Origin of the sequence: Sphingobacterium paucimobilis HER1398 (assembly GCF_000416985.1) — a bacterium.
GTDB lineage: Bacteria > Bacteroidota > Bacteroidia > Sphingobacteriales > Sphingobacteriaceae > Sphingobacterium > Sphingobacterium paucimobilis.
In genome coordinates this window covers 398896-418447 of record NZ_ATDL01000004.1, presented here as the reverse complement: position 1 = coordinate 418447, position 19552 = coordinate 398896, and the positions used below count along the sequence as shown (strand labels likewise).

The following is a 19552-nucleotide window of genomic DNA, read 5'->3' as shown; positions in this document are numbered from 1 at the left end:
GATATTTTCGTGTCTCATTTTGTCCCCTTGTTGTACAGTTAAAAAATGAGACACAACATTCGTGCTGAAAACCAATAAGTTAAACAGAAATAAACCTTGGGAAATGTAGACAATGAGCTACACCAAAATGCATGAAAATATTTTTTGAGACAACAAAAACAAGACAGTTATAGCCTACCCTACGGGTATGTAGAACAGGTTAGAAATAAATGATACCGAGAAAGAGATTAATGAGTGAAATGACCAAAATTATATACGCTGAAAACAGGCATAAAAGAAAGAACTAATACCCATCGCAGCATAGGTCCGCCAGAAAAAACGACAGCGAATCCTTTTTTGAAGAAATATTTTTTGAAGAATAACGACCTGTTCTTTAGCTTAATTTTTTCTCCCGATAGGCCATCGGTGAGCATCCTTTTTCAAGACTAAAATTACGGTAGAAAGAAGCTCGAGAATTAAAACCACATGCAAAGGCCAATTCTTCCATGCTCATATCCAACTCCTCTGCCATAAGCATCTCACATGCCTTTGCGATACGCCAAGAATTAATAGTCTTTACGAAACCATCCGCATGAACCTGGGTAAAATACAGGGAAATGAAACTTTTGGGAATATTCAAATCCTGCGCCATTTGCTCCAGCTTAAAACTAGGATCAAAATACCTTTCCAGCATTAAATATTCTGCAATCTTACGATTATATTCATCGGTGACATCCGGCAATTGTTTTGTTTCTACTTCCTCACGACTCTCATCTTCCAACAGATGCAGATTAGAAACCGGTGCAGATTCGATAACAACCGGCAAAGGAGCGGAGACATTACGAAATCGTCCGAGCATGTACCAATAGATCAAAGATACCCCCGAAAGCATTGCCCCTATTACGATGACACCTGTCATCAAGGGCTCTTCTTGCATACCTCCGCTATAAATCTCCCATACAAAGGGCAGCATAAACGAAGTCAGTATCAGCAGTACGATCATAGTATATTTAAAAACTCCTAGATTTATATCTGCGGTCTCCTTCCTGGCAGTCAGAACAAATATAGGATAGGACACCCACGAGATACACATAGCGCCATACAAAATGATATAATAATCGCTTGCAAAATCCGCTCTGAATATAGGAGATGACAAGAAGGCGATATAAGAGACGACACCCAAAAAAAAGGGAAAGAAATGAAGCAACAATTTGTCCTTCCGTATGCTTTTTCCCTCCAGTATCCGATAGATCCAAAAAAGAAAAGGGCCAAAGGTCAACCCAAAAGGCGCCGCTGTACTGACATACTCCTTACCTGGAAAAACTTCGGTAAATAAGAACATCAGACTGACATCAATAAGCATTTGCACTAAAAAAATCGACAAGATATTATCAATCGTATTTCGCTTGCGAATCCACCGCCACAGCAACAAGGCCTGTAGTGCAATGGTAAAAATGATTGCGTATAGAAAAACCACAAACATACCTACGTGAATGAAGCCTGCTCTCTGTACACCGAAGGAAGCACACCTACTCTTTCCTTAAAATACCTGTTAAATGTAGTCTTAGACGAAAATCCGGAAGCGCGCGCGACAGCTTCGATCTTATACTCACTGCCAAACTCCGAAAGTATTTCTTTAGCATAATCTATACGATATGCAGCAAGCCACTCGTAGTAATTCAATCCAAGTTGACTATGTAAATACTGTGATATAATATTTTTCGAGATTCCAATATACGTCGACAGCTTATCCAAAGTCAATTTTGCATCCAAAAAAAGACGCTCCTCTTCCATAGCACGCGTCAATTCGGAATCACAGTATTCCACCAGTTCGTCATCAACAGTTATAAGCAGCTCGGGTTCAGCAGGCATTTCGACAATCTCTCGCTCTGTAGAATCCCATAGGGCATACATATAGTTAAGAAGCATAAATACACTAAAAACCATAGCGACAGCTATTGCATGTATAGGATCGATCCCCATCAGCACATCGACCTGAAGATAGTGATGTAAAAACACAGCGCCTACAAAAAGAAAAATCCCCATACCCAAAGCCATTAACTGCTTTAGTAAAACAAATCCTTTGCCTTTACTCTCCACACCTTTCAAGCGATACAAAATCGCTAAGGGATAGCCAATCTGACCAAGTATCATCACAGGCAGATACCACTGAAAATAATTCCAGTCCAGGTTATCGCCCTTCATCCAATACCAAACAACAAAAAAAGCAAAAGGAAAATTGCCGACTGCAAAATCTCGCTTGATAACTGCTCTACTTTTGCCAGACAGAAATTGGTACATTGCCCAAAACAAGGGGCCATACAACAATGGCATGGGAAAACCTTGGTTAGAAAACAATATACAAAAATGATACAACTGTAGCATAGTCAATACAGACACAAATAGCTCAAAAAGCGTCATTTTCCTCAAAAAAGAAGACGATGTCATGTAGATTTTTCTCGTTAACAACATGTATTATATTTTCCTATCCAAGCTTATTATAAAGCATGAAATCAAAATCTATTCAGATCATCACGTGACCTAAACAATACGCCCCGAAAATTTAATCCAAGCCTGATATCCGTATTCCAAACAGGATAATATCAGCTATCGATAAAACTCTCTTAAGTTAAGTTCAAAAAATCCGTTACAAATATTACGGATGAATCCTTTAGATAACCCCAAGGTAAAGGTAGATGTATTACATATTGATTAACAATATATAATTTTATACAAATGTAGCATAAAATCTTTTCTGGAAAAAATAAATCTTTGTTATTCTCAACAAGTTACAACATTTTGACAACAAGGTCCTTTCAATCGTCATTTCACGAGACCTGTTTCCATCTTGTAATGAAAGCTCCTATTTCGTATCAGAAGTCACTTTTCCCTGGCCACGTATCCATCGAAGTATACGTGGCTCTATCTTATCACTGATCATATAGGCTATGCCGATCAGAAGAAGAGTCACCACGCCTACCAGCACATACTTATTGATGTACGGATACAAGTGATTAAAAACAATAAAACCTATATGCTGGTGCAGAAGATACAACGGGTAAGTAAGCATACCTATTTTGACCATTTTAGAATTATTGATTGATTCCATCTTTCTTAGCGCAACCAAAGTCATCAACATATAAAAACCAATGATCGTACCGCCAATAACATAAGACGAAAATTCCTCATGAAAAGTACGCTGCAGCCAATTGATTCGTCCGACCGAAGTGTACACCGATAAAAAAAGACAATAGGCTAACAGCAAGAAATAGACAGTTTTTGGCCCTCTGGAAAAAATTCGATAAAACAGTATTCCTGCAATGAAATAAGAGCTCCAGTCTAAAATAAAAAAATGATGCAATGCGGTATATACCGATGTCCCTCCTATCACAAACCGTAAACTAGAAATGAGCAACCACATGCACACCATAGAATCGAGACTGATCTTCCGGACATAATTCACCATTAAAAAAAGTGCTATCAACAGGTAGAACTTCATCTCTACATAGAGCGACCAATAGGCTCCATCAATATGATCAGAACCCAACAAAGTCTGTATCATCGTTATATTGGCTAAGAATTGGCCTCCCGTAACCGTATACCGCGGTGCACCAAAGTAATAGGTAACGACAGTAGTCAGGATAAGGCATAACCAATATACCGGATAAAGACGTTGAAAACGAGATTTTAAAAATCGAGGCAACGAGAGGTGCTTGATTGAAAAAGCGATCACAAACCCACTGATGATAAAGAACAGATCCACCCCTAGGTATCCATATTTAAAATAGGAACCTATTTCATCAAAGCGCAACAGCGTCATATTTCCGGCCTTAAATCCCCTATACAAAAAATGATAGCATACGACAGCCATAGCTGCGAGAAATCGAAAAAGATCGATCTGATAAACCCTTGTGGATGAAACCATAGCGCGCAAAGGTAATCAAACTTTCGAAAATAAACTTTGGCATGATATTGGCTAATTATTTAGTATTCATAATTTAGGTTAATAATTGGTTAGTTAAAAACGCCTGAAGCTCCCCGCTTGAGGCGTTTTTTTAGTTATAAATCATTTACCTTTGTCCCAATTAAAAGAACCAAAAGGTGATGCGTAGATCAAATTCGGGAAAACTCGTTATTGTAAGTGTATTGATTGTTGCAGTTGTTTCAATAGCGGTTTACTATTTTTTGAACAGCAACGATTCTGAAATAACAATACAGTCTCCATCACACTTTGACGTCCCTCTGGACACGGGTATCACCACTGTACAGGGGGCTAGTCTGGGCAGGTTGCTATTTAATGATCCGCTTCTGTCCCGTCATCAGAAAATATCATGCGCATCGTGTCACCAACAGACCGCATCCTATGCCGATTACAACAAACAATTCAGTACAGGTGATCGTGGACTTCTCACCAAGCGAAATGCCCCAGTACTGATCAATCTGATATGGAAAAGTCATTACTTTGCAGACGGACGTGCCCAACGCCTAGAGCAAACCATACTTAATGCTATAAAAGATACCCTAGAGCTGAACAGTGACATGGATTTGATTGTAGAACGCATACGTCAACATCCAGTATACAACAAAAAATTAAAGAACATATTCCAGATTAAAGAAGTGGAAGCAGATCACATTATCAATGTTATGACACAATATCTACGTACGCTCAATTCCTGGGACAGCAACTACGACCGGATGCGTCAGGGCACCTATGTTTTTACCGAACCAGAAAAACAGGGACAACTACTATTTGAACAACAATGTACAAGCTGTCATATACCACCTTTTTTTCAGGACAGCACCCCTATCCTGACGACCGACGGTCAAAAGCTCCTCAGTCCTTCACTCCGCAACATAAAATATTCGGGGCCTTATATGCATGATGGCCGGTTCAAAACCCTCGACAGCCTACTGGCACAACATCCTTACGAATTTCCACAGGAAACCCACAGAAAAAAGCTTAGCCCAGAAGAACATCAATCTATTCTTATCTTTCTTAATACGCTGACAGACGAGCAGTTTTCAAATCCCAACTCTTACTAAACAGCCACCTATTAAGACAAATTGACAATAAGCCAATAGATTTTTCTGCACGATATTAGCAAACATATCAGTATTCATAATTTAGGTTAATAATTGGTTAGTTAAAATGCCTGAGGCTCCCCGCTTTAGGCATTTTTATTTAGGCAAGAACAGCTTTTCAAAAAGACATCATTGCCTTCCCCATCGCATATTGCTTTTCCCTTTCGCATTGTCTACATTTGCTTTAGAACAAACCGCTGTTAATACAAAAAATATGCAGACACCCTTTGTAATTTTTAACGGGACCTTAATACCCGAGCACGAAGCCAAGCTATCTGTAAACGATCTCGCTATTGTACGAGGTTATGGCATATTTGATTATCTAAAAACCATAAATGGCTGTCCTGTCTTTCTTGAAGACAACCTAGATCGTTTTTACCGATCTGCCGAGTTGATGGACCTGCCTGTAAGCTATACCCGAAAACAGTTAAAAGAATATATTGATACGATGATGCAAGCTAATAACATCCCTGATTCAGGGATCAAACTATTGCTTACCGGAGGGTATAGCCCGGATGGCTACAGTATCGCCGAGCCTAATCTCATTATTAGCCAACACCCGATAACGGTGACCGCTGAGCAGCAAGGTATCAAGCTCCTCCCCTTGGATTACCACCGTCCCTTTAGTCAGGTCAAATCTATTGATTACGTTATGGGCATACAGGGACTAAAAATCGCTAAAGAGAAAGGTGCAAACGATGTCCTCTACATACAGAATGGACAGATATCCGAATGCCCGCGGGCCAACTTTTTCCTAATCAGCGCTGAGGGCAAATTATTAACTGCAGCCGATGATGTATTGCCAGGCATTACACGCATGAAGATCCTAGAATTGGCAAAAGAAAAGATGGAAGTCGAAGTAAGAGACATCACCTTAGAGGATTTAAAAAATGCCAACGAAGCATTCATCAGCTCGACGACGAAAAATATTACACCTGTCTCCTCTGTATTGGGCTACAAAGATTTTGGACCAGAAGCAGGAACACAAACCCGTCAACTACAGCAACTCCTAGAGGACCTCGTCTCCAAGACAGTGAATCAGTATGCATAAAGATACTCCGCAGTAAAAAGTCCGCAATACCTCCCTCCAGACGGAGGGCGTCTTGCGGACCAACAAAAGAGAAATATTAGAACTTGTTCGTTCCGTTCGATTGCAACACATAATTAAATGTGTAGTGTTGCTTGGGCCACTTTTCACCCCGCGTAGGAATATCTGCAAAGTCAGCCGTCGTCACATTCGGATTACCTTTGTAATAGCTAACCATCTCTAGTTTGGCGTAATTACCCTTACTGGTTTTCACCAGAATAAGTACCCCTGGCTTCATCAATATAGCGTGTTGAGGTGCATTATACAGCGTATTCACATAATAGGTATTATTGCCAGTGATTCCGGATTCGCTATACCCCTCAGCAGGAGCCGTGGGGTAGTTGCTGAGCACCCCCTCCACCAATTGCCCTACAGCACCATTCCCAAAGCCAATAGTTGTACCTGATATCTTGATATCCCATTCCTTTGACTCTTCATCCATCTCTTTATTCAGCTCCAAACTGAAGAACACACCACCTTTATCCAATCCATTAAGATCCTTGACCGATACCATATGCTCACTCTTCTCTTCTTCTTGGGGTTCCGTTTCGCTTTTACTGCAGGCCGTAAAGAGCAATCCTACTACTGCTGCACACAAACTCACTTTTTGAAAAATGTAATTTTTAATCATTTTTTTTAATTTTAATATGAATGTATTATTTAGTAATTCGATAAGATATGCCGGTGAAAAACAGACGACCTGGCATTGTTGCTACACCTGTATGCTTCACATTGCCTAGATTCTCTCCAGATAGGGTAAGGGCTATACGTTCTTTATACAACGATTTGACAACAGACGCATTCAACAGGGAATATCCCGATGCATATTCTTCATCTAAATTCAATATACCATTGCCATCAATATCCCTTACACCAAAGCGCCCCCGATAAGACCAGCGAAAAGTACAGGTCAACTTCGGTTTGGGACAGGTGTACGTCAAGCTCATAGTACCACTATAGCGAGATCGATTGAAAAGTCCTCCATATTCGTTAGGCTTTACCAGTCGACTGGCACCAGTCTCTGCATCACGTGTATAATATCCTTTACCAGCAGTGATGGCATCCTGCACCGTAGTATTGGCGGTCCTCAGGTATTGCCCACCCAGCTGTAGCCGAAAATCCTGCCATTCATAAGCCACGTTCGACTCCATTCCTTTGATCACCACATGTTCTTGATTCGAGTAGGTATATACCGACTTACCATTGGTTTTTGTTGCCAGTACAAACGTTTCGATCAGATTCGACACCTCATTATAAAAAGCATTAACACCTACGGTCAACTTCTCCCAGGGGTGCAGCCTTACTCCTCCTTGATAATTCCAGGAACGCTCAGCATCTAATGGTTTGATATTTTCAGCATCAAAAAGCACCTCCGAAATTTCACCTGCTGCCAACAACCTATCCAGCTTATAGGCTGCATCTTCAGCTCCAAATACACTATATCCCTGCGTAGGATTCGTCCAATTGAGATATAACTCTCTAAAGTCGGGAGCTTTATAGGCACTGCCTACGGAACCATTGATTGTCAACCACGAAAGCGCCTTATACTGCGCAGCCAACTTGGGACTGAATTGTGATGCATAGACACTATGCACATCAAATCGTCCACCAGCAATAACATTCAATCGATCCGAAAAACGAATATCAGCCTGTACATAACCAAATCCAGCTCTAAACTCTTTTTTATCATCATATCGATTTGCCTTCAGCCATTCGTCGGTTGTCCCTACCCCTCCAGTAAAAGAGATCTTATCATTAACCTGAAAATTATGCTGCAACTCCGCTCTGGAAAACTTTTGATCGAAAAAATCGTGATTATATAAGTGACCATCTTCCAAAACATGGATGCGCGTATCGGTCTTATAAAAAGATTGATTGACTCGTAAAAAAGAAGTATGACGGTCTGAGAACCGATATTCCAATCGAGGCGTCAATGTAAAATCACGCCTCAAAAATTTCGATGACACCATTTCTTTCGTCACAGCGGTATTCGTCTCGTACTGATTCTTGGCATACTCGTCATTATAATTTAATCCCAACTGAAGCTCCAGTTTGGGCGTCATTTGATGATTGACTTTGACATGCCCCGTATGTCCGTAAAATGGAGGCACCGTTTTGCCTACTGCTCCATCACTATACCCGTAACCATTATTACTGAAGTGATTAAATGCTCCATATACGCCCGTCTTACGGCCGGCTATACTTCCATCGACACCAATATCCAGTGCCTGATGCGTGCCATAACGCATGGAGGCACCCAACTTTTTGCCCAGAAGAGCCTTTTTGGTAATCACATTGATCACACCTGCCATTGCCTCCGAACCATAGAGCGAAGACGATGGTCCCTTCAAAATCTCGATACGTTCCACATTGGCCAACGTGATACGAGAGAGCTCTAAAGTGCCCGAACTCCGTCCGATGACAGGCTCCCCATCAATAAGTATCAATGTATACTTTGCGTCAAATCCCTGCAACTGTACGCCTGTACCATGATTCTCTACCAGTGCTATCCCAGGCTGCTCGGCAAGTACTTCATTTAGCCTTACCATTCCCTTCTCCTGCATTTCTTTGGCACCCACCACAGATACCGGCAACGGGATATCCGCCAGCCGCTTCTCCGTCCTCGTGGCTGTCACGACAATTTCATGCAGACCTACACTTTCACTTACCAACTGAAATACCGGACAGTTTTCTCGCCCGAAAACTTCCGTATAAGAAAGCTTCCCATATCCAACCTTACTGATCTGTACACGATGTTTTCCTCCTTCATCCACAAAGTGGAACAAGCCATCTTTATCCGTCTGTTCGCTTCTTTTTTGGCCAACTAAGTAGACGTTAGCACCTACAACTGGGCTACCTTTTTCATCTGTAACAAGCCCTTTTAACACCTCTCCTTCCTGCGCAAAAACCTCCTTGACTCCAAAACAAAGAGCACAGTAAACCAACAAAATAACCCTTATTTTGCAATTGATATATTTCATAATATATTACACGTTAATTAATAATCAGCTATGCTTATTTCCACTTGCGCCGACACCAAATTAGTACTCCACTGATCACGAGGAACACAGCAAATAAAGTCGTCGCGAACGCTATGATTCTTCCCAAGAGACCACCGATCTGTCCCGAATGAATATTATAATTCAAAGCCTTTATCTGATCGCCCACGCTTTGCGCATCCGAGTAGATGCCCTGTAAAAGCCTTCCGTCAGCAGGGTTGAAATAGAGTATCTCACGCCGGCCGAGACGATCCTCATATTTAGCAATAAACATAAAAACCTTGTTTGATTTTCCCGGAAAGAAAATATTGACCTCCTGTATACCTGAAAAAGTATTCAACGTATAGTTTAAAGACTCCTGAATACTATTTGTCTTCGGGTCGGCCACTTCTATTTGTGGTGCTTTTCGGGACGCCTGTGCAGACCCTGTGAGCCAATATACACCATGCTCAAACCAACTAAAAGACATCATTAAGCCACTCAGACAGATCAACAGCAAAAATACAGATGCGTAAAACCCTCCGTTCTTGTGCCATTGAAAGTTCAGCAGCCGCCAATTTCCTCTCCATGGCAATTGGAAAGCCTTCCTCCAAGCGCTCCGTACAGAAGGCCACCATAGCCACATTCCCGTAATGATCAACGGGATACAAGCCAGGGTAGCCCAAGCTACTATATTACCTCCTACCTTCCCTAAGCCCAACTGGGTATGAAGAGTCCAGGCCATTAAAAAGGGATCCTTTGTGGTATCTGTCTTGCCCAGTACTTCACCAGAATAAGGATTGATATAGAGCAAATGTTGGCCATACATATACACTTTTACCGAGCGGTCGAGTTGCTGATTGACCACAATCTCCCGCACCTTGGTTTCTGAATGATACTCCTCGGCGATCTCCGACATACGATCGACAGACAATCTGACACCATCTTTTGGAATATCAACATACAGAAGATGCGGATATAGCACATTTCTGATTTCCCGTTGAAAGGTATATACACAACCGCTTAAGGCTACCACTACAATTACCACACCTACCAACAGTCCTATTATACCGTGTATTTCTCGCAATACTTTCTTTACCCTACTCATAATGTCGGCAAAACTAATAATATTTATTAGATATATCTAACATATATTTAAATAAACTAAAAACAATTATTAGAAATAACTAACAAACAAATGAATACACTCTAAAAAATCAAACAGGAATACCAAATATTTCATTATCCGGATCCACAAAATCAATTGGTAACATCGATAGATAATATTGAGGCGCCCTCTTTACAGACGCTACCTTTTTTTTAGATTTTAGTACCGTATATTTGTTCCAAACCTAAAACGGCACTTCATTTATGAAAATCACACAGCAAGCATTTTTACTGGGACTATTATCAGCTCTATTTTTTGCAGTGACCTTTGTCGTCAATAGACTCATGTCTGTAGAAGGTGGCAGTTGGATATGGAGTGCCTCCTTACGCTTTTACTGGATGCTGCCTTTTTTCCTGATTATTGTCGTACTTCGCCGTAATTTAAAGCCACTCCTTAACGCAATAAAACAAAAACCCTTACCTTGGTTATTATGGAGTACAATTGGATTTGGGATTTTCTATGCCCCCCTGACCTATGCTGCTGCATTCAGTCCATCCTGGCTCGTTGCGAGCACTTGGCAGATTACCATTATTGCAGGAATGATACTTGCTCCCTTTATTAACAAAAACTATCAATCCATCCATTCAAAAAGCACCTATACTTTTTCTGCAATCATACTACTAGGCATCGCCATCATGCAGGTCCAAGCTCTCCAATCCGTGGAGATTTCAAATCTGCTATCAGGCTTCTTCTGGGTTTTAGTTGCCGCATTTGCATACCCTTTAGGCAATCGAAAAATGATGCAGCTAGCAGAAGGACAACTCGATGTATACCAACGTATATTAGGTATGATATTATGCAGTATTCCTTTTTGGATAGGTTTAAATCTCTACGGCTACTCTTCGGGGCATCCCTCACCTTCGGACAGTCAACTCTTACAGACCTTAATTGTCGCAGTATTCTCCGGTGTTATTTCTACTGTTCTTTTCTTCACCGCAACCGATATGGTTCGCAAAGATGAAAAAGGATTGGCCAAAGTTGAGGCGACACAGTCGGCTGAAGTCGTATTTGCTGTGATCGGCGAAATCTTCATTTTACAGAGTCCCCTTCCCCATAGCTATGCCCTGACAGGAATGCTACTGGTCATTATTGGCATGTCTTTACACAGTTTAAAAAAGTAAGCCTCTAATTACAATAACAATTTGGAGTTCAAACATAATCTTTCGAAATTCGTACCGGCTGGATTCACAGCCATTAAGCTATGAAAACGTATCCAACATTCCTGAAAACAGTATTTTCCAAAGCACTGATAGTTTCACTACTCTCATCGGCTACGATCTGTAGTTATGCACAGAATTCAGCCGACTCCATCGAGATGAGGATCAGGCCCTATGCTGGGCTACGAGGACATGCCGCCATCTACGATGGGAAGATGGATATTCAGGAAAATGCATCGCGTATCGGCACCGAAGTCGCTATGAAAAAAGGCAAGCTCGGATTTGTCGCTGCAGCCGAGCTCCAGGTCAACATGCTGCGTGGGGGCTCGAGTTTCAATGCTGACGGAAGTTTGTCCGGAGGCTTTCTAACCATACAGTCAGGACAGAACCAACAGGTTTTCGGCAACAGACTCGGCTATTTAGGCGTAGAGTTTGAACGTCTTGGCCGACTTACTTTTGGTAAACAATGGAGCGTATACCGCGATGTGACAGCCTATACCGACCGTTTCAATGTATTTGGTTCCAAGGGATCCGCTACATTTATCGGAGGCACCGACGGTGGGGCCAATGGAACCGGTCGGGCCGATCAATCCATTATCTATCGTAATCAAATCGGACGCCTCTATATCGGTGGACAATTACAGGCCCGTGGTGCCAACAATCATCGCTTTGTCGATGGCTTTGGCGCCTCTGCTCAGATGCAGATTATTCCTGAACTACGCATAGGAGCAGCCTTCAACAAAGCGTTCCTCAGTGACAACCTGATCAATGACGGTAAGATACTAGGCCTCTCGGGACAGCCCATCTATGCCACTTTAGGAGGCGATTTTAAAGGCAAGAAAATCGACTTCAGTGCTGTAGCCGTGCTACAGAAAAACGGAGATTTTACACAGGGACACTATGCCGATCCACTTGGCCAATACGCTACCCCTACCGTCGTATTTGACGCCACAGGACTCGAGCTATTTGCAAAATACAAGTGGAACAAACTATCCCTCCTTGCTGGTTACAATTTATACATACCTTCCTTTAAACCCAATAACAACCACCCTATTACCGACCCGATCGACAAAGGATTTAAAAGAAACGACCTCATATTAGGTGTATCTTACCAACCCATACGATTTGTACAGTTCTACAGCGAGCAGCGTATCTCCAATGGCCGTACAGCACTTGGAGCGAAAGAAGATGCTGTCTTCACCATAGGCATGAAAATCGATCTGTCCACCCAATTATCGAAAATGATTGCATTATAACATTCTCGCTCCTTTTCTAAAATTATTGTTACGCGATACACTGATCAGTACAAAGCACTAACTTTGCCCATGTGATGTAACCGAAATGTAAATCACACGAATTATTTTAAATGAGTATCATGAAGAAAAGTAAGTTATCGCTCAGCCTTTTGGCTATTGGTTTATTCTTTGGCAATATCGAGATCAATGCACAGACCTCAAAAAAATGGGATGGTTTCAGTGATCAACAAGAAATCACAAACAATTTTGAGTTGAAAACAGAAGAATTACTAAAGAGTAGCAAATACATCACCGCTGAACAAGCAGCGAAAGACCTTCTCGCTGTAGAAGGTAAAAAAGTAGACATGCCTTTGGTAAAGCTACGCAACAAAGCATTGGAAGCTTCAGAAATCGCCACCTTGATACAGCCTTCATTTGTATCCTTCGCAACGGCTTATGATTGTGGCAATTGTCACCGCACCCACCTCAATACCGCTTCGGGCTATATCATCAGCGAGGATGGCCTTATCGCTACCAACCACCATGTTATCGAAGGTTTTACAGAAAGTAAAGCTGGCAAAAACCTAGCGATGTCCATACAGACCAATGATGGTGAAGTCTATTTGGTACACGAGATTGTTTCTTCTTTCAAAGACGCCGATCTAGCTATCGTACGTGTCGATACCAAGGGCAAAAAATTGACTCCACTTCCATTGGGCAATACCGCTAAAGTCGGAGAAAATGTATTCGTCATGAGCAATCCAGCTCCGATGATTAATTATTTCACGACGGGCAAAGTGGCACGTAACTATATAGAATCAGTTTCAAAATCAGAAAGACTTCCACAGACAGATATCACAGCCGATTACGCTGCAGGATCCAGTGGAGCACCTATCGTCGATCAGTACGGCAATTTGATCAGCACCGTATCATCGACCCGTTCGATTTATTATGACATGAGAGAGCAAAAGAACCTACAGATGGTTGTCAAAAACACCAAGCCTGTAGTACTCCTTAAAGAGCTTATCAAAAATATTTAATCCACCATATCGTGGAAACAGTAAAGGGCTATTCTTGGTAAAAGGATAGCCCTTGTCTTTTGACAAACAATAACCGCCAAAATTTGTTAAATTGTAGACAACAATGAAAAATCCATTTAACAGAACCATCAGCCTTTTCGGCATTTTTCGACAGTTAAAGCCCTTTGTCCGTCCCAATAAGCGAATGATTATATGGACATTGCTCCTCACCCTGGTGGGTGCTTTGATGGCACAGGTCAACCCCATTGTTTTAAAATACACCGTCGATGAAGTATCCCAACTGATCCAGCTCCCAGCTCCAATGGAAACCGGTATCCACGTACTAGCCTTCATCTCCGTTGTTCTCTTAGCAAAAGAAATTATCAATATCTTCATCAATTTTGGACAGAAGTACTACGGCGAAAAAATACGCATCAATGTAAGTTCCGAGTTGGCCCAAACCGTCATTGATAAAATATTGACCTATAGAGTAGCTTTCTATACAGATGGCAATCATGAATCCGGTAAGCTCCAGACCCGAATCGATCGCGGCATCGAAAGCCTCACCCGATTGGTACAGAACTTTTTCATCGATATCCTACCACTTTTTTCCAGTGCATTGTTAGCACTCATAGTGATGTATATCCAGAATGTGTACGTCGGTTTGGTATCTACCGTTGTCGTACCCATCTATTTTTACGTAAGTTCCTTACAGGCCAAAAAATTGGGCGGCGTAAGGCGTACATTACGCAACCAACGCGAGCAGAAAACGTCTGGCCTTTTAAATTTGGTCAACTCCATACTGGTCATCAAAAGCTTTGTTCGTGAGAAATTCGAAGGAAAGAAACAGTATGATCTTCAGATGAAACTGATGGAAAGTCAACTCCATACCCGCAAAGTCAACTTTCTCTATGATGGACTCAAGACCTTCATAGAGCAGTTTGGCGTGGTAGCCATCATACTGTTGACCGTCTTCTTAGTATTGGATCAACAGATGACCATCGGTGCAATCATGCTACATATCATGCTATTTAACAATGTATCCGCTCCGATCCGTCAATTACATCGCATCTACGATGACATGAATGACGCCATGATCTATGCCGAAGGATATTTCGATATCTTAGAAGCCGATTCCGAGATCGAACCCAATGGTCACCATGCTCCGTCTACTACGAATGGTACGTTCGAACTTCGTAATGTGGACTTCAGCTATCCCAATAGTGTTAAGACACTACAAGGGATTGACATGCGTATCGAGAGCGGCAAGACCACTGCATTGGTCGGCTTGAGTGGAGCAGGCAAATCTACAATAATCAACTTACTCTGCAAGTTCTATCTACCTCAAGGTGGTGAGATTCTCTTGGACGGGATCAACCTGAATGACTATGACAATGGCGCACTGCGCGAAAAAATCGGGCTGGTATTACAGCGCAACCATATTTTCAAAGGCAGTATCGAAGATAACATCCGATATGGAAAAATAGAAGCCAGTTTTGAAGAAGTACAAGAGGCAGCACGCAAGGCCTACCTGCACGAGCAGATCATGGAACTCAAAGAAGGATATGCACATGACGCCACACTACTATCCGGAGGCCAACAGCAACGGATCGCCATAGCACGTCTGTTCTTAAAAAATCCACCCATTATTTTCTTGGACGAACCTACTGCCAGTCTAGATGCTATTGCTACCGAACAGATCAAAAATTCATTGGACGCCATCCAAAAAAACAGGACCGTAGTGATCATATCCCACTCCCTCTCTCAGATATTGGATGCCGATTACATCTATGTATTGAAGAAGGGAGAAGTTGTCGAATCCGGTACACACGACTCATTAATGGATGTCAAGGGTACCTATCGGGAGATATTCGATGCCTCCGCCCGCAGCCTCAATCTTGAAAAATTAGTTCAGTCGTATAAGGATGAAAAATAAAACCTTCATCTCTTTTTATGAAAATCCACAGTGCGATAAAAAAAGATAAGTTCAAAAAAATGGTAGTCTGTATAGAAATACACAGACTACCTTTCAAATTGCAATAAACTAATTATTGATAAAAAGACTCATAATCACCTCTTAGAAATAACCACTGTAAAATTGGCTTTCCTTTCGAGTTTACTGTAGAAGACCATGAATTACCGGGCCCTAGCTTCCATCCAAGAACGCTGTTATAGTTATTCATATCTTTTAAAAAGACTTTAGTTTTAGTTTCCCCATCAAATCCCGTTTCTTTTACCGTTACCTCTCCCGTGATATAAGCAGACGATGGCACGGCTATCCCATTTTTGGTCACCATAACCTCCTCGGACGCCCAACAATTCTCTCCTTGCGCGATTGCTCCCCCTACGAGTCCCATCGCAGAAGCGATGCGTCCTGCAGTTCCATTTCCGTCATTATTGATCGAAACGTTAAAAGAAACCAGACCCTTCACCTTTGAATCTGTCCATCCAACCACTCCGCCGGCACCTTTTCCAGAAGCAGTTTTAGACACAATTTTTCCACTCGCAAAACAATTTTCTACTACACCGCCATCATATACAATACCAGCAATCCCTCCTGCACGACCATTGGCCGTAGCCGTCGCTGTTACCTCTGCAGCAGAAAAACAATTCGAGATCATACTAGGTGCTCCAGTAGTGTTACGCTTACCCACATTACCAATAAGTCCCCCTACGGCATCTGTTCCTGTCACTTTACCGGTAGAAAAACAATTTTCCAACACACCTATCTTCGCCACTTTATCAGGCGATCGTAATCCCAAATACCCACCAAATGCACCAGCTCCATTACTCGACTCGATATCAACGTCAACAAGCCCTAGGTTCTTACATGATCCAAACAATACACCAAACAAACTTCCATAAGAAGATTTTCCCACTTTCAGATTCTTGATCACATGGCCATCGCCGTCAAAATGCAGATATCTTGCATAAGGGTCCTGATTATTAAGCGGAGTCCAACTGCGACCTATCATATCGATATCCGCTGTCAATTTAAAATAATATGGATTCGTTTCGGTGTTGGACCAATCCAGCGTATGCATACTCTGCAAATGCGCAGCAGTGGCAATCAGATAAGGGTTAGTTTCTGTACCATCACCTCCGGCAAAAGCATTACCACCCTGTCCCTTCTTTTTGACCAATATAAAAGTCCGAAGCATGCGTTGTCCGTAATGATTACGTACACCATTGTCCGTAGGATAGTTGATTACACCTTTAAAGCCTTTATCCTTTACAAACATAGTTGTAGAACCACCGCCGTCCATATTCAATGCATATTGTGGCGTAAAATAAGAAGTCATAAACTGAGTAACCTCTTTTGCAGTCATGCCCGCAGACTCTGGGAATCGTCCATCAATGGTTACTAAGAGTAATTTCTTATCTTCTGTCACTGCTACTACTGTACGGGGGTGCCTTACTCCTTGATGCCGACGGTAATCTTCATAGTCCAGACTGTTAAGATTTATACCACTCACATCTCCAATAAAATCCTCTCCCACCTTTTTATAATCATCGACCAACATAGGTGATCCAGAAAATATATTCAAGTAAGGAGATTGTGCATAGCTATCTTTCGTTCCCTTCTCTATTCTAAGATCTTGGCCTGAATTGTAAGAAATCGCTCCCTCATGTTTCCAATATCTCAAATGTCCGGAACTCAACGTAATAGGTGAGTGAATGCTACCATTCGTCTTGATGTAACTTGCGTCCATTTCATAGGTACCATTAATCGCAACAATGGCACCACGGTTGGCTGCAACAGCAGACAATGTATCCTGCGCTCCTAAGCTCACAAACTCAAGTTCATATTCCGGATTCATCAAATCTATCTCGACCACATTCACAAATTGATTCGCAGTCTGTGTCTGTATGTACTTCGCAAACTGATAATGTATCAACCCATTTGCCATGGTATCCATAGTCCATCCATCTTTATCTTTTAGGGTTACCTGTGACACCGGAGGAACAGGTTCCTTAATTTCAGGGAATAGACTGTCGTAACGCGAGTTATCTAGAATTTTTTTGCTGCATCCCGTAACAGAAATACACGACACAAAAAGCACTAAAAAATATATCTTTTTCATGATTCTACCAGTTAGGGTTTTGAATTAGCGTCTTATTCGACAGATTAATTTCTTCTGTTGGGATTGGATATAGATAATCCCTATCTTCTCTGAATACACGTGTTAAATTACCATGCACCACGATATATCCCTTATTTCCTTCGGAAAGAATGATATCCTTACCCACTTCCAGAAAAACACTAGCCGTAGAGCTTGGCTTAGTACCTTCATATAGACATACATCAATAGTTCCGTTATTATCCAGATCAAAATTTCCCAAACGACCAAAATACATTCCCAAGAAGGGCTTTTCAAACAGTTTTCCCGACTTCCAACGCATCATATCGTTATAACGCAGTCCTTCCAACATCATCTCTACAGTACGTTCACGACGTATCTCTAATACAACTCCTTTAAAAGCACCTACTACATTTGGAAAACCATATTCACCCTGCCCAAGGTAAGGATCAGGATTGGCATTTGCCTGCGCTAGATTGAGGCTAGGCATGCCCACCCTATTGCGTAGCAGATTGATCGTCTTATTCAAATCTTCTTGTGTCAGTGTCTCCAACACAGCTTTAGCCTCCGCTAAATTTAAATAAACTTCAGCTATGCGAAATAACGGGATATCAGAAAAGCTTTTTCCCGAAGCATCGTAAGTTTGCTGCATGCTATATTTCGTTAAATGATACCCCGTCACAGAAAACGTTAGGTTCGGAGCGACTAATGCTGTACTTCCGATACGCGTGTACCCTGGAGTCCGTATAGTCTGCGCCAAACGCGGATCTCTATTCTTAGTCTCTTCCACAAACTCCATTCTATCATAATTTGCCATATCCGTAAAACGCGCTCCCGATGTCATCAAATAATAATTGACCACACTTTTAGCAATACCTGGCCGGCCGCGGGTACTGGAGTTTTCAAAATTCTGGACATCATGAAACAAAGCCAATGATTCATCATAATCCCTTGCCAAAATAACCTCCTGACCTATTGCTTTAGAATTAGCAAACAGATCCCGATAAGGCTGTGTTCCTGTTTTATAAAGTGAATATCCACCATCGTTTATCAACTCCTGCGAAACCTCAGCACATATCTGCAGGTATTTATTAGCATTCGGCAGTTGGTGATAATGCCTAAAAGTTCCTTCGAAAAGTGCCATCCGGGACTTTAAGGCCATAGCTGTCCATTTGTTTACCCGATAAACATCTTTTGTCGTTGGCAGGTGCGCTATTGCAAAATCCAAGTCTCTCAAAATAGAGTCAGCGATCAGATCCCTGCTATCACGAGGTTTAAATAATTCAGTATCCTGAGATCCAAGCACCCGATTAAACCAAGGTAACTCTCCATACCGAACCATTTTTTCAAAGTAGAAGTAGGCTCTAAAAAAGCGGGCCAGACCATCATACTGGTTTCGCACACGAACATCTGCTGTCTGGTGCGAATTTTCCAACAGATAGTTTATTCTTCTAAGTGGAGCCCAGCGCCATCCAAACCCTGTTGTAGGCGCGGCTGCGGGCACGGTACGTTGACCAGAAACTTCTAAACTCAATGGAGTGATCACGATATCGTCAGCATTTTCTCCATAAACATCAGACGCCCCTGGCAAGACATCTAGATAAAACTTATTACTATACAGTTTTAGTTCTTGTTCATTAGAAAAATACGTATCCGGTGAAAGTGCCGCTAGCGGCATCTTATCCAGGTCACATGCACTCAAAGTGCCCAAAATGAAGAGTATGCCCGCTATATATTGTATCAAATATTTTTTCATCATCCTAAT

General features: G+C 41.8%; 14 protein-coding genes. 6 read left to right on the top strand and 8 right to left on the bottom strand.

What is annotated here, in order from left to right; all coding sequences use genetic code 11:
* Window positions 1-373 precede the first annotated feature (373 nt).
* The 3 genes from M472_RS27335 to M472_RS27325 form a co-directional block, all read right to left on the bottom strand.
* Window positions 374-1462, bottom strand: a complete 1089-nt coding sequence (locus M472_RS27335) for a helix-turn-helix domain-containing protein (RefSeq protein ID WP_031301366.1) — start codon at window positions 1460-1462, stop codon at window positions 374-376.
* 2 nt (window positions 1463-1464) lie between these two features.
* A complete protein-coding gene (locus M472_RS27330) occupies window positions 1465-2364 on the bottom strand; it encodes a helix-turn-helix domain-containing protein (protein ID WP_158499872.1) in 900 nt (299 codons plus the stop codon).
* A 478-nt stretch (window positions 2365-2842) separates the two neighbouring features.
* A complete protein-coding gene (locus tag M472_RS27325) occupies window positions 2843-3904 on the bottom strand; it encodes an acyltransferase family protein (protein WP_021069022.1) in 1062 nt (353 codons plus the stop codon).
* 179 nt (window positions 3905-4083) lie between these two features.
* On the opposite strand from M472_RS27325, the gene M472_RS27320 reads away from it, so the two are divergent.
* Together M472_RS27320 and M472_RS27315 are read left to right on the top strand one after the other, a co-directional pair.
* Window positions 4084-5022 carry a cytochrome-c peroxidase gene (locus M472_RS27320; RefSeq protein WP_021069021.1) on the top strand — a complete coding sequence of 313 codons (939 nt, stop codon included), beginning with the start codon at window positions 4084-4086 and terminating at the stop codon, window positions 5020-5022.
* A 253-nt stretch (window positions 5023-5275) separates the two neighbouring features.
* Window positions 5276-6112, top strand: coding sequence for an aminotransferase class IV (locus M472_RS27315; RefSeq protein ID WP_031301365.1), 837 nt, complete (start codon window positions 5276-5278; stop codon window positions 6110-6112).
* A gap of 76 nt (window positions 6113-6188) precedes the next feature.
* On the opposite strand, the gene M472_RS27310 is transcribed toward M472_RS27315, so the two are convergent.
* From M472_RS27310 to M472_RS27300, 3 genes are read right to left on the bottom strand one after another with little or no spacing between them, the layout of a single operon-like run.
* The gene (locus M472_RS27310) at window positions 6189-6779 is read right to left on the bottom strand and encodes an HmuY family protein (RefSeq protein WP_021069019.1); all 591 of its coding nucleotides are present in this window, start codon (window positions 6777-6779) and stop codon (window positions 6189-6191) included.
* A gap of 25 nt (window positions 6780-6804) precedes the next feature.
* Window positions 6805-9129: a TonB-dependent receptor gene (locus tag M472_RS27305; RefSeq protein ID WP_021069018.1), complete on the bottom strand. Its 2325-nt coding sequence runs from the start codon at window positions 9127-9129 to the stop codon at window positions 6805-6807.
* Between the two features lie 34 nt (window positions 9130-9163).
* The gene (locus M472_RS27300) at window positions 9164-10234 is read right to left on the bottom strand and encodes a PepSY-associated TM helix domain-containing protein (RefSeq protein ID WP_021069017.1); all 1071 of its coding nucleotides are present in this window, start codon (window positions 10232-10234) and stop codon (window positions 9164-9166) included.
* Window positions 10235-10497: 263 nt separating this feature from the next.
* On the opposite strand from M472_RS27300, the gene M472_RS27295 reads away from it, so the two are divergent.
* From M472_RS27295 to M472_RS27280, 4 genes are all read left to right on the top strand, one after another.
* On the top strand, window positions 10498-11415 hold the full coding sequence (locus tag M472_RS27295) for a DMT family transporter (RefSeq protein WP_021069016.1): 918 nt from the start codon (window positions 10498-10500) through the stop codon (window positions 11413-11415).
* 80 nt (window positions 11416-11495) lie between these two features.
* Complete coding sequence (locus M472_RS27290; protein WP_021069015.1) at window positions 11496-12707, top strand: porin; 1212 nt, start codon at window positions 11496-11498, stop codon at window positions 12705-12707.
* Window positions 12708-12826: 119 nt separating this feature from the next.
* On the top strand, window positions 12827-13726 hold the full coding sequence (locus tag M472_RS27285; protein ID WP_158499871.1) for a S1 family peptidase: 900 nt from the start codon (window positions 12827-12829) through the stop codon (window positions 13724-13726).
* A 103-nt stretch (window positions 13727-13829) separates the two neighbouring features.
* Entirely contained in the window at window positions 13830-15641 is a 1812-nt protein-coding gene (locus M472_RS27280; protein WP_021069013.1) for an ABC transporter ATP-binding protein, read from the top strand.
* Window positions 15642-15753: 112 nt separating this feature from the next.
* Here the strand turns inward: M472_RS27280 and M472_RS44865 are convergent, their stop codons facing one another.
* Both M472_RS44865 and M472_RS27270 read right to left on the bottom strand, forming a co-directional pair.
* The gene (locus M472_RS44865; RefSeq protein WP_021069012.1) at window positions 15754-17790 is read right to left on the bottom strand and encodes a phosphodiester glycosidase family protein; all 2037 of its coding nucleotides are present in this window, start codon (window positions 17788-17790) and stop codon (window positions 15754-15756) included.
* Between the two features lie 4 nt (window positions 17791-17794).
* Complete coding sequence (locus M472_RS27270) at window positions 17795-19546, bottom strand: RagB/SusD family nutrient uptake outer membrane protein (RefSeq protein ID WP_200859595.1); 1752 nt, start codon at window positions 19544-19546, stop codon at window positions 17795-17797.
* Window positions 19547-19552: the final 6 nt, after the last annotated feature.

Bases quoted from the DNA above. Each gene is read 5' to 3' on its own strand.
- M472_RS27335 (WP_031301366.1), bottom strand. From the start codon at position 1,462: ATGTTTGTGGTTTTTCTATACGCAATCATTTTTACCATTGCACTACAG.
- M472_RS27330 (WP_158499872.1), bottom strand. From the start codon at position 2,364: ATGCTACAGTTGTATCATTTTTGTATATTGTTTTCTAACCAAGGTTTT.
- M472_RS27325 (WP_021069022.1), bottom strand. From the start codon at position 3,904: ATGGTTTCATCCACAAGGGTTTATCAGATCGATCTTTTTCGATTTCTC.
- M472_RS27320 (WP_021069021.1), top strand. From the start codon at position 4,084: ATGCGTAGATCAAATTCGGGAAAACTCGTTATTGTAAGTGTATTGATT.
- M472_RS27315 (WP_031301365.1), top strand. From the start codon at position 5,276: ATGCAGACACCCTTTGTAATTTTTAACGGGACCTTAATACCCGAGCAC.
- M472_RS27310 (WP_021069019.1), bottom strand. From the start codon at position 6,779: ATGATTAAAAATTACATTTTTCAAAAAGTGAGTTTGTGTGCAGCAGTA.
- M472_RS27305 (WP_021069018.1), bottom strand. From the start codon at position 9,129: ATGAAATATATCAATTGCAAAATAAGGGTTATTTTGTTGGTTTACTGT.
- M472_RS27300 (WP_021069017.1), bottom strand. From the start codon at position 10,234: ATGAGTAGGGTAAAGAAAGTATTGCGAGAAATACACGGTATAATAGGA.
- M472_RS27295 (WP_021069016.1), top strand. From the start codon at position 10,498: ATGAAAATCACACAGCAAGCATTTTTACTGGGACTATTATCAGCTCTA.
- M472_RS27290 (WP_021069015.1), top strand. From the start codon at position 11,496: ATGAAAACGTATCCAACATTCCTGAAAACAGTATTTTCCAAAGCACTG.
- M472_RS27285 (WP_158499871.1), top strand. From the start codon at position 12,827: ATGAAGAAAAGTAAGTTATCGCTCAGCCTTTTGGCTATTGGTTTATTC.
- M472_RS27280 (WP_021069013.1), top strand. From the start codon at position 13,830: ATGAAAAATCCATTTAACAGAACCATCAGCCTTTTCGGCATTTTTCGA.
- M472_RS44865 (WP_021069012.1), bottom strand. From the start codon at position 17,790: ATGAAAAAGATATATTTTTTAGTGCTTTTTGTGTCGTGTATTTCTGTT.
- M472_RS27270 (WP_200859595.1), bottom strand. From the start codon at position 19,546: ATGATGAAAAAATATTTGATACAATATATAGCGGGCATACTCTTCATT.